The organism is Amycolatopsis kentuckyensis (assembly GCF_002155975.1).
Classification (GTDB): domain Bacteria; phylum Actinomycetota; class Actinomycetes; order Mycobacteriales; family Pseudonocardiaceae; genus Amycolatopsis; species Amycolatopsis kentuckyensis.
In genome coordinates this window covers 56,072-66,268 of the sequence record NZ_MUMI01000171.1, presented here as the reverse complement: position 1 = coordinate 66,268, position 10,197 = coordinate 56,072, and the positions used below count along the sequence as shown (strand labels likewise).

9 protein-coding genes and 2 pseudogenes are annotated in these 10,197 nt (G+C 72.2%); 6 read left to right on the top strand and 5 right to left on the bottom strand.

The features are described 5' to 3' along the window. Both CCN39_RS51765 and CCN39_RS17600 read right to left on the bottom strand, forming a co-directional pair. Positions 1 to 133, bottom strand: a pseudogene (locus tag CCN39_RS51765) (fuconate dehydratase); the annotation flags it as partial. A gap of 2 nt (positions 134 to 135) precedes the next feature. After that, positions 136 to 987: a fumarylacetoacetate hydrolase family protein gene (locus CCN39_RS17600; RefSeq protein WP_086843304.1), complete on the bottom strand. Its 852-nt coding sequence runs from the start codon at positions 985 to 987 to the stop codon at positions 136 to 138. Between the two features lie 208 nt (positions 988 to 1,195). Here CCN39_RS17600 and CCN39_RS17595 point away from each other — a divergent pair, with 208 nt between their 5' ends. Continuing rightward, a complete protein-coding gene (locus CCN39_RS17595) occupies positions 1,196 to 2,401 on the top strand; it encodes a multidrug effflux MFS transporter (RefSeq protein ID WP_086843302.1) in 1,206 nt (401 codons plus the stop codon). On the opposite strand, the gene CCN39_RS17590 is transcribed toward CCN39_RS17595, so the two are convergent. After that, positions 2,391 to 2,645, bottom strand: coding sequence for a hypothetical protein (locus CCN39_RS17590; protein WP_086843300.1), 255 nt, complete (start codon positions 2,643 to 2,645; stop codon positions 2,391 to 2,393). The genes CCN39_RS17595 and CCN39_RS17590 overlap by 11 nt on opposite strands. Positions 2,646 to 2,699: 54 nt before the next feature. Here CCN39_RS17590 and CCN39_RS17585 point away from each other — a divergent pair, with 54 nt between their 5' ends. Next, positions 2,700 to 3,419, top strand: coding sequence for a MerR family transcriptional regulator (locus tag CCN39_RS17585; protein ID WP_086843298.1), 720 nt, complete (start codon positions 2,700 to 2,702; stop codon positions 3,417 to 3,419). A 344-nt stretch (positions 3,420 to 3,763) separates the two neighbouring features. Here the strand turns inward: CCN39_RS17585 and CCN39_RS17580 are convergent, their stop codons facing one another. Further along, positions 3,764 to 4,987 (bottom strand): NAD(P)/FAD-dependent oxidoreductase, encoded by a 1,224-nt coding sequence (locus CCN39_RS17580; protein ID WP_086843296.1) that lies wholly within the window; start codon positions 4,985 to 4,987, stop codon positions 3,764 to 3,766. Between the two features lie 207 nt (positions 4,988 to 5,194). Here CCN39_RS17580 and CCN39_RS17575 point away from each other — a divergent pair, with 207 nt between their 5' ends. The 4 genes and pseudogenes from CCN39_RS17575 to CCN39_RS17560 form a co-directional block, all read left to right on the top strand. Continuing rightward, positions 5,195 to 5,395, top strand: coding sequence for a hypothetical protein (locus CCN39_RS17575; RefSeq protein WP_086843294.1), 201 nt, complete (start codon positions 5,195 to 5,197; stop codon positions 5,393 to 5,395). Between the two features lie 59 nt (positions 5,396 to 5,454). Next, positions 5,455 to 7,434, top strand: a complete 1,980-nt coding sequence (locus tag CCN39_RS17570) for an SDR family oxidoreductase (RefSeq protein ID WP_086843292.1) — start codon at positions 5,455 to 5,457, stop codon at positions 7,432 to 7,434. Between the two features lie 311 nt (positions 7,435 to 7,745). Then, the gene (locus tag CCN39_RS17565) at positions 7,746 to 9,524 is read left to right on the top strand and encodes a hypothetical protein (RefSeq protein WP_086843290.1); all 1,779 of its coding nucleotides are present in this window, start codon (positions 7,746 to 7,748) and stop codon (positions 9,522 to 9,524) included. Between the two features lie 177 nt (positions 9,525 to 9,701). Further along, positions 9,702 to 9,851, top strand: a pseudogene (locus tag CCN39_RS17560) (IS5/IS1182 family transposase); the annotation flags it as partial. 9 nt (positions 9,852 to 9,860) lie between these two features. Here the strand turns inward: CCN39_RS17560 and CCN39_RS51760 are convergent. Beyond that, positions 9,861 to 10,197 (bottom strand): FAD-dependent oxidoreductase (locus CCN39_RS51760; RefSeq protein WP_244210833.1); only part of this gene is annotated, 337 nt, incomplete at its 5' end.

Here is a 10,197-nt window from a genome sequence, read left to right as displayed (position 1 = left end):
GGCCGCCGTCGGCGTGCAGCACGACGTAGGCGGCGGAGTAGTCCGGGTCGGGGTTCATCGCGTCCGAGCCGTCGAGCTCCTTCGACGTCGGGAACCGGACGTCGAGGACCTCCATGCCGATGATCTTCGCCATGGTCAGGCCTGCCTCGCGGTCTGGCGCTGCCGCCCGAGGCCGTCGACCTCGAGCTCGATGACGTCGCCGTCGCGCAGGTACGGCTTCGGGTCGGGCTGCCCCAGCGCGACGCCTTCGGGGGTGCCGGTGTTGATCAGGTCGCCGGGCCGCAGCACCATCACCTGGCTCAGGTGGTGGACGATCTCGGCGACACTGAAGATCATGTCCTTGGTGGACGAGTCCTGCTTCTTCTCGCCGTTGATCCACAGCCGCAGGCCGAGGTCCTGGGGGTCGGGCACCTCGCTCGCGGGGACCAGCGCGGGGCCGAGCGGGTTGAAGTTCTCGCAGGACTTGCCCTTGTCCCACTGGCCGGCGCGGAACTGCAGGTCGCGCTCGGAGACGTCGTTCGAGACGACGTAGCCGGCGACGTACTCCAGGGCTTCTTCGACGCTGTCGAGGTAGCGGGCGGTCTTGCCGATGACAACGCCGAGCTCGACCTCCCAGTCGGTGCTGACCGACCCGCGCGGGATGAGGACGTCGTCGCCGGGGCCGACCACGACGTCCGGCGCCTTCATGAACACGACCGGCTCGGCCGGCGGCGTCGCGCCGGTTTCCTCGGCGTGGCGGCGGTAGTTCATGCCGATGCAGACGACCTTGCCGGGCTGGGCGATCGGCGCGCCGACGCGCAGGCCGGTCTCCGAAGCGGCCGGCAGCTCTCCGGCGGCGAGCGCGGCGGCGGTGCGCGCGATCCCGTCCGCGGCGAGGAAGCCGCCGTCGATGTCGGCGGTGAGGCCGCCCAGTTCGTAGGTCGTGCCGTCGCCGGCCCGCACGAACGGCCGCTCACTTCCCGGCTCCCCGAGACGCACAAGCTGCACGGATGTTTCCCTTCACCCACACCGACCAGACATCCGATGTATATCGCAGTCGCGACCGCCGATCCAGAGCCATCGCCGAATCGGTCGCAAAATTGATCGGATCAGTGTCGGTTATCGGGTCGGGTGACCACGGGGTGTCACCGATCACAGCCGGAATAGCACGGCCGCTGTTCCCGCTGGTCCCCGGTGAGGGAGCGAAGGGACGCGCATGACCACCACGGCGGAACGTACCGCGCCGAGCCGGCGGGCGCAGCTGAAGTTCGTCCTCGTCCTGGGTGGCCTCACCGCCTTCGGCCCCTTGTCGATCGACATGTACCTGCCCGCGCTGCCGCGGATGGCGGCCGACCTGCACGCGGCCGACAGCACGGTCCAGCTGACGCTCAGCGCGTTCATCGTGGGCCTGGCCCTGGGCCAGCTGGTGCTCGGGCCGCTGTCGGACGCGCTGGGCCGCCGTGGCCCGCTGCTCGCGGGACTCGTGCTGTACGTCGTGGGCTCGGTGCTGTGCGCGGTCAGCCCGGACGCCCTCCTGCTGGTCGCGGCGCGGTTCGTGCAGTCCCTCGGCGCGGCGGCGGGCATCGTGATCGCGCGCGCCACCGTGCGGGACCTGTTCGAAGGCACCGCGATGACGAAGTTCTTCTCGACGTTGATGCTGGTCAGCGGCCTGGCCCCGATCCTGGCGCCGCTGATCGGCGGCCAGCTGCTGAACTGGACGTCGTGGCGCGGGGTGTTCGTCGTGCTGACGGCCTTCGGCGCACTGCTGCTGGCCGTGGTGGTGTTCTTCCTGCCGGAACCGTCGCCCGTGCGGTCTCCGCTGCGGCTCGGCCAGGTGATGCGCACCTACGGGCGGCTGGCGCTGGACCGTTCGTTCGCCGGGTACGCGCTGGCGTCCGGCCTGCTGTTCGCGTCGATGTTCGCCTACATCTCGGGCTCGTCGTTCGCGCTGCAGGGCGGGTACGGGTTGAGTCCGCAGGCGTACAGCCTGGTGTTCGGCGCGAACGGCGTCGGGATCGTGCTGGCGGGCCAGCTCAACGGCCGCCTGGTCGGCCGGATCAGCGAGCGGGCGCTGCTGCGGTCCGGGCTCCTGCTCGGCGTGACCGGCGGTGTCCTGGTGCTGGCCTCGGCGCTGTTCCGGGCGCCGCTGGCGCTGCTGCTGGTGTCGCTGTTCCTGCTGGTGTCGAGCATCGGCCTGGTGATGCCGAACGCGAGTTCGCTCGCGCTGGCGTCGCACGCGCGCACGGCCGGGTCGGCTTCGGCGTTGCTCGGCGTGCTCCAGTTCGTGGTGGGTGCGGTGGCGACGCCGCTGGTCGGCCTCGGCGGCTCGGGAACGGCGGTGCCGATGGCCGCGACCATGGCGGGGTTCGCCGTCCTGGCCCTGGTGGCCTACCTGACGCTGACCCGCGAAGTCACTTCCTGAGCAGGCGCTCCAGCTCGTCGCCGGCCGGTTCGTGGCCGGCGTCGGCGATCCGCTGCAGCTCGAGGAGGTCCTTCGCGGCGACCGCGCGCCGGGTGAGCAGTTCCCCGGCCCGGTCACAGCCCTCGTCCAGCAGCTCGCTCAGCTCCTCGACGTCCCCGCGGGCGTCGGCGAGGTCGGCCAGCCGGCCGAGCGCGGTTTCGTTGCCCTCGTCGGCCAGCGCGCGCAGAGTCTCGTAGTCGGTCATGCCGCCAGCATGCAACCTTGCCCCGGGGGCAAGGTCAAGTGCGACGATGGGCGGGTGCTCACCATCGGACAGCTCGCCGGGTACGTCGGGGTGACGGCCAAGACGATCCGCGTCTACCACGCGAAGGGCCTGCTCCCCGAGCCGGATCGCGACCGTTCCGGCTACCGCCGCTACCGCGCTTCGGACGCCGTCGAGCTGATCAAGATCCGCACGCTCGCCGAGGCCGGCGTCCCGCTGGCGCGGATCCGCGAACTCCGCTCGGGCGGCGGCCTCGCCGCGGCCCTCCGGCAGATCGACGACGACCTCGCCGCCCGGATCTCCGGCCTGCAGGCCACCCGCGAGCGTCTCCGCCGGCTCTCCGACGGGGACCTTTCGCCCCTGCCGGACGAGGTGGTGGCGTACCTCGCCCGGCTGCCGGGCCTCGGGTTCAGCGAACGCTGGGTGGCGCTGCAGAACGACCTGTGGCTGCTGGTGTTCGCCACCGCCCCGGAGACGGCGCGCACGAACTTCCGCGACCAGGCGGCGATGCTCGACGACCCGGCGCTGCTCGCCGTGGTCCTCGAATACGACGGGGTGCACGACCTCGGCCCGCACGATCCACGCGTCGACGCGCTGGCCGAAAAGCTCGTCTCGGCCACTCGCGCGCGCTACGGCGAAGGTCTGCCCGCCGACGAGGAGGGATCGGCGATTCCGGCGCTGGTGCAGGGTGCGGTGAACGCGTCGTCCCCGGCCTGGCGGCGGCTCGACACCCTGCTCCGCGAACGTCTCAGGTGAGCGACGGCGTCACCCGCCAGCCAATCCCAGCTTGCTTGGAGCCGGCCACCGAACGTACGTGCCGTCGAGGTGACTTCCTCGGAAGCGATGACGACGCACGACGTGACGAGATCCTGCAACCGGCGCAGAGCGCAGGCCAGCTCAGTGACGGTTGCCGTCTGGCCTCCGGCCGGACCGGCGTAAGAGGCGGAGAGAGCCGTTACGGCATCCGCGAACACCTGGGTGATCTTCAGGTACACCTCCGACCGCAACCCGAAAAGCAGCTTCCTGCGTTCCAGTTCGCGCTGATGCTCGAGCTCCTTTTCCCGCTGGAGCTCCAGCTCGTTCGCCGAACGCCGAACGGCTCAGGCGAGTGACGCCAGGTCCGCCGTCTTGAGCTGGTCCGCCGTCACCTTCGCGCGGCCGTCCACCAGTGCTCCCAGCGCGTCGCCGTCGTCCCACATGTTCACGTTCATCGCCGCCGCCACTTCGCCGTCGCGCAGCCAGAACGCCGTGAACTCGCGGGACGCCAGGTCGCCGCGGACCACCAGTTCGTCCGAGGCCGGGTCCGCCAGGCCGCGGTACTCGCAGCCCAGGTCGTACTGGTCGGTGAAGAAGTACGGCGAGGCCAGGAACGGCTCGTTCCCGCCCAGCAGGTTCTGCGCCACGTGCGTGCCCTGGTCCTTCGCGTTCGCCCAGTGCTCCACGCGGACGCGGCGGCCGAACCGCGGGTGGAAGTGGGCCGCGATGTCGCCCACCGCGTAGACGTCCGGTGCCGCCGTGCGCAGGCCCGCGTCCACCGCCACCCCGCCGTCGTCGGCCAGCTCCAGGCCCGCCGCGTGGGCGAGTTCGACCCGCGGGGCCGCGCCGACCGCGATCAGGACCACGTCCGCCGTCAGCTCTTCGCCGCTGCCCAGCCGGACGCCGCGGACGCCGTCCGGGCCGCCCGTGATCTCCGCGACCTGCTCGCCGAGGCGGTAGTTCACGCCGTTCGAGACGTGGAGGTCGCGGAACACCCCGCCGACCGTCTCGCCGACCACGTTCGCCAGTGGCACCGGCACCGGGTCGACGACCGTCACCTCCGCGTTGTGCGTCCGGGCCGCCGCGGCCGCTTCGGAGCCGATCCAGCCGGCGCCGACGATCACCACGCGCTCGGCCGCGGCGAACGCCGACCGCAGCTTGAGCGAATCGTCGAGGGTGCGCAGCGTGTACAGCCCGGGCAGGTCGCCGCCGGGCACCGGCAGCTTGCGCGGCCGGGAGCCGGTCGCCAGCACCAGCCGGTCGTAGGGGTACACGCCGTCCGCGTCGTCGAGGACCTGCCGGGCGCCCAGCTCGATCCGGGTCGCCGTGACGCCGGCGGCGAAGCGGATGTCCTTCTCGGCGTAGAACTTCTCTTCGTGCACCCAGTCGGGTTCGTCGGCGTTGCCCAGCAGCACGCCCTTCGACAACGGCGGCAGCTCGTACGGGCGGTGCGGATCCGAGCCCAGCAACAGGATTTCACCGCTGTAACCGCGTTCGCGCACCGCGGCCGCCGCGGATGCCCCACCGAGGCCCGCACCGACGATGACGATCTTCCGCGGTTCCGACATCCATACCTCCCGCAAGACGGCTGCTGATCCGGACGCTACTCCCGAACCGGCCGCGCCACGACCCGTGGCTACGCCGAAAATCCGGAAAGCGCAAGACAAAACCCGCGAGTAGGCAGATCGGGTGAACGCGCGTCATAGCGCCGCCGGGGTCCGCTCCCACCCTCGCACGGAGCACGACCACGACAAGGGAAGCGGAGGGCGGCGACCATGAGTCGGGGCGAGTGGTCGATCGGCTGCCGGGATCTGGCCGGCAGGCGCAGGGATGTGACGGTGTTCGTCAGCAACGACAAGGTGGTGCTGGTCGCGCCGCCGGGCGAAGCGGCGGTGCTCGGACCGCTGGACGTCGGACGGCTGCGGGCCGCCCTGCGGGACGCCGTGGTCGCGACGGCGGATGAGAACGAAAGCTGACAACTACCGTTCCTACTTTTCAGTAGGTTAGAGTCGGGCCCGACGAGAAGGGACCGGCCATGACGACCTACTTCGTGACGGGCGCGACGGGCTTCATCGGGAAACGCCTGGTCGCGCGGCTGCTGAAGCGGCCGGAGACGTCCGCGGTGTACGCGCTGGTGCGGGAAACGTCCCGCGAGCGCCTGGCCACGTTCGCGCGGGACTGGCCGGGCGCGGACAAGCTGCACCCGGTGCCCGGCGACCTCGCCGAACCCCGGCTCGGCGCCGACCCCGCCGGGCTGCCCCACCTCGACCACGTCGTCCACCTCGGTGCGGTCTACGACCTGACCGCCGACGAGGAGGCCAACCGGCGCGCCAACGTCGAGGGCACCCGCCACCTGCTGGCGTTCGCGGCCGCGGCCCGGGCCGGGCTGGTGCACCACGTGTCGTCGATCGCCGTCGCCGGCGACCACGCCGGACGGTTCACCGAAGCCGACTTCGACCTCGGCCAGCGCTTCCGCTCGCCGTACCACGCGACGAAGTTCCAGGCCGAAAAGCTGGTTCGCGAGCAGTCGCTGCCCTTCCGCGTCTACCGGCCCTCCGCCGTCGTCGGCGACTCGCGCACCGGCGAGATGGACAAGGTCGACGGGCCCTACTACTTCCTCCCGGCCATCTCGCGGCTGGCGGCCCTGCCCCGGCGCCTCCCGCTGGCCGCGCCCGACCTGGGCGCGACGAACCTCGTCCCGGTCGACTACGTCGTCGAGGCGATGGAGTACCTGATGCACCGGGACGCGCCCTCGGGGACGACCTACCACCTCGCCGCCGCGCGCCCGCAGCCGCTCAACTCCGTCTACAACGCCTTCGCGCGCGCCGCCGGCGGTCCGGTGATCCGGGCCGTGCTGCCGGAAAAGCCGTCCGGCGCCGTGCGGCGGGTGGGCACCCGGCTCGCGCACGCGGCCGCGGCCGGGATCGACCGCGTCCCCGGCGGCCGGGGTGCCCGCGCGGCCGTCCTCGACGAGCTCGGCATCCCGCTGGCCGTGTTGCCGCACCTGACCATGGACGTCGTCTTCGACACCGCGCGCACCACGACGGCGTTGTTCGGCAGCGGCATCGAACTCCCCGAGCTGCGGGACTACGCGGCACCGCTCCACCGGTACTGGCGGGCCCACCTGGACCCCGACCGCGCGCGCCGCACCCACGGGCTGGCCGGGCGCACGGTGCTGATCACCGGGGCGTCGTCCGGGATCGGCCGGGCGTCGGCGCTCGCCGTGGCCCGCAAGGGCGCGAAGGTGATCCTCGTGGCCCGCCGCGCTTCCGAACTGGAAGAAGTGCGGGCGGAGATCCTCGCGGCCGGCGGCACGGCCGCGGCGTACCCGTGCGACCTCACCGACGGCGACGCCGTCGACGCGCTGGTCAAGGACGTGCTCGGCGACCACGGCGCGGTGGACGTGCTGGTGAACAACGCCGGCCGGTCGATCCGGCGCTCGGTCGCGCTGTCCACGCAGCGGTTCCACGACTTCGAGCGCACGATGGCGATCAACTACTTCGGGCCGGTGCGGCTCATCCTCGGCTTCCTGCCGTCGATGGCGCAGCGCCGGTTCGGCCACGTCGTCAACGTGACGACCCAAGGCCTGCAGACCGACACCCCGCGCTTTTCGGCCTACCTGGCGTCGAAGGCGGCGCTGGAGGAGTTCGGGCTGACGGCCGGGCGCGAGACGCTCTCGGACGGCGTCACGTTCACGTCGGTGCGGATGCCGCTGGTGCGGACGCCGATGATCGCGCCGACCGGCTACCGCGGGATCCCGTCCAGCAGCCCGGAACGCGCCGCGGCGCTGGTGGTGAAGGCGTGCGAGGAGCGGCCGGAGATCCTCAGCCTCCCCGAAGGCCGCGCCGCCGAGCTGGCGACGCTGGCGGCGCCGCGGCTGGCCCGGTTCGCCGCGCACCTGGCCTACCGGGCGATGCCGGAGTCCGCACCCGAGGCACGCGGTCTCCCCCGGCGGTCCGCGCCGGCGTCCGTCGCGGCGGCGGTGACCCGGCTTATCTGGCGCCGTCGTGCCTGATTCCCGCGAATTCCGCCGAAACGGTGGCACGCACCCGACGGTACTTCTACCCTCGCGCGAGTCCCGTACACCCGTACGGGCATCGACTGGGGAGTTCGGAATGCCGGTGTTCAGCGTATTCAGTACAGGGCAACGCAGTGCCGTGAACGACAAGACGGCCGTGATCGGCACCGCGCGGCGCACCCTCGGGTGAGTCCGGCGAACGCCGCCCCGGCCCGGCCGGGGCGGCGTTCGCACCGGCCGGCCGGGAGCGGCCACCCGGCCGCTACCATCGCTTCCCGGGGTGATCGGAAACGGAAGGCGGGCGGGGCGTGGACGTGGCGAGTCCTGCGCGTACCGCCACGACACCGGCGCCCGCCAGGCAGCGCCGGCCGCTGCTGCGCTGGGGCATCCACGCCGCCTGGGTGCTGCTGCTCGCGCTGGCCACCGAACTCCGCGTCGGCCGCTTCGGCTTCCACCCCTCCGACCAGGGCTTCATCCTCGCCCAGGCGTGGCGCGTGCTGCACGGCGAAGTCCCGCACGCCGACATCATCTCCGCCCGCCCGCTGGGGTCCGCGGTCCTGCACGTCGCCGACTTCGCGCTGCCGATGCCGCTGTTCTTCGGCTCCAGCTTCCTGGCCATGATCGAGATCATCGTGGCCACGATCGCGTTCGCCACGCTGGTCACGCGGCGCCGGGTGCCGGCCTGGGGCCCGGGGATGACGGCGGTGGTCGCGGCCGCGTCGCTGATCAACCTCAACGCGTTCCCGCTGATGGCCTGGCACACCGTCGACGGCATCTTCCTCACCGCGTGCGGCGCCTGGGCCCTGGACGCGGGCCTGCGCGGCGGCCGCGCGCTCGCCCGCCGCGGCGGCCTGGCGCTGCTCGGCTCCGCGGTGTTCGTCAAGCAGAGCTTCGTGCTGGCCGCGGTGATCGGCGTCGTCTGGCTGCTGCTGCACCCGGCGACGCGGGCGGGCACGCGCCGTGCGGTCCGGCTGGTCCTCGACCTCCTCGCGTTCGGCGCGCCGGGACTGGCGTACGTGGCCTGGGTGAGCCTAGGCGGCGGCTTCACGGAGATGGTCGAGCAGCTCACCGGCGGCCTGCCCGCGTACGGCGAGCGGCTGCTCGGGCTCTGGCTCGACCACCCCGACGCGCTGACCGAGCCGCCGGTCCGGGAGCTGGGCTTCTTCGCGGCGATCGCCGTGGTGCTGCTGGCCGTCCGGCTGCCCGGCGACCGGCTCGGCGTCGCGGGCCGGGTCGCGTCCTGGGTGCTGGTGCTCGCCGGGGCCGCGGCGGTGGTCTCGACCGTCGTCGAGGGCCGGTTCACCGGGTCCTCGCGCTGGGCGGACGTCCTGTGGTGGATCGTCGCGGTCAGCGTGGCGGTGAACGCGGTGGTGCGGCGGAAGGTGCCGTGGGCCGGGCTGCTCGTGCTCGCCACCGGGTTCATGATCAGCCTGTCCTGGGGCAACGACACGCCGACGCTGCTCTGCGGCACCCTCGCCCTGACGACGTTGCTGCTGCTGGGCGAGCTGGTCCCGCCCCGCCCGCGGCCGGTCCGCCGCTGGGTGACGGCGACGGCCGGCCTGACCGCGGTGGCGGTCTGCGGCTGGGTCGTCGTCGCCCAGCACGACCGGGCGGCCTACCTCGACGTCGGCCACGACCGGCTGACCGAGGACCTCGGCGCGGTCACCCCGGCGATGTCGGGGATCCGCACGAACCCCTCGACGTTCACCTTCGTCCGGCAGATCCGCGACTGCCTGGACCGCTTCCCGGCCGCGCGGACGGCGATCCTGCCGGACAGCCCGTTCGCCTACCCCGCGTTCGGCCTGCGCAACCCGTTCCCGCTCGAATGGCCGCTGCCGCTGGAGATCGTCGGCGACGCGCCCGAGCGCATGCTCGCGACGGCGGACCGGCTCAGCCGCGAAGGCGGTTACCTGGTCCTGTTCCAGACGGATTCGTACCGGATGCTCTCGACGGGCGGCCCGGTCCCGGAGTCGATCCCCGCCGACACCCCGGTGTTCGACTACCTGGGACTGGAGAAGGCGATCCAGGCTCGGCTCACGGGCCGGGTCGTGACCTGCGGCAGCTTCGTCGGGAAGTACGCCCCCTAGGTGTTCACGGCCAAGACCGGGTCTACAACCGGTTCTGGCGCTGGTCACGTACCGGCACCTTGTCCACCCTGGTGACGAAGGTGCGGGTGATCGCCGAGGCGATCGACGAACTCGACCGGGAGGTCTCGGTTGATTCCAGCATCGTGCGGGCGCATCAGCACGCCGCCGACGCCCGTCTTCGACCGTGTCGCCTACCGGCGACGCAACTTCGTCGAACGCTGCTTCAACCGCCTCAAACAGTTTCGAGCCATCGCCACCCGATTCGGCAAGACCGCGATCTCCTACCGAGGCATCATCGATCTCGCCACGCTGCTCATCTGGCTTTGAGGACAGGCCCTAGGACTCCCGCACGGCTCCGGTGAAGGCGGCGAACGCGTCGAGCAGCACCTGCGCGGTGTTCTCCTTCTCGACGCCGGCCAGGAGGTCGCCGAACTCGGCGCTTTCGGCGGCCACCTTGGCGCTGCGGGGGAACATGGCCCGCTCGTACTCGGCGAACGCGGCTTCGGGGTCGCCGGGGTGGGCGGCGAGTGCCTGGCCGAGCTCGGCGCCGTCGAGCATGGCCAGGTTGGCGCCCTCGCCGTTGGCCGGCATGAGGTGGGCCGCGTCGCCGACGAGTGTCACCCCGGGTACCCGCTCCCAGCGGTGCCCGATCGGCAGGGTGTAGTGCGGCCGC

Excerpts from the sequence above, each read along its gene's own strand:
- CCN39_RS17595 (WP_086843302.1), top strand. The coding sequence starts at position 1,196 with ATGACCACCACGGCGGAACGTACCGCGCCGAGCCGGCGGGCGCAGCTG.
- CCN39_RS17590 (WP_086843300.1), bottom strand. The coding sequence starts at position 2,645 with ATGACCGACTACGAGACTCTGCGCGCGCTGGCCGACGAGGGCAACGAA.
- CCN39_RS17580 (WP_086843296.1), bottom strand. The coding sequence starts at position 4,987 with ATGTCGGAACCGCGGAAGATCGTCATCGTCGGTGCGGGCCTCGGTGGG.
- CCN39_RS17575 (WP_086843294.1), top strand. The coding sequence starts at position 5,195 with ATGAGTCGGGGCGAGTGGTCGATCGGCTGCCGGGATCTGGCCGGCAGG.
- CCN39_RS17570 (WP_086843292.1), top strand. The coding sequence starts at position 5,455 with ATGACGACCTACTTCGTGACGGGCGCGACGGGCTTCATCGGGAAACGC.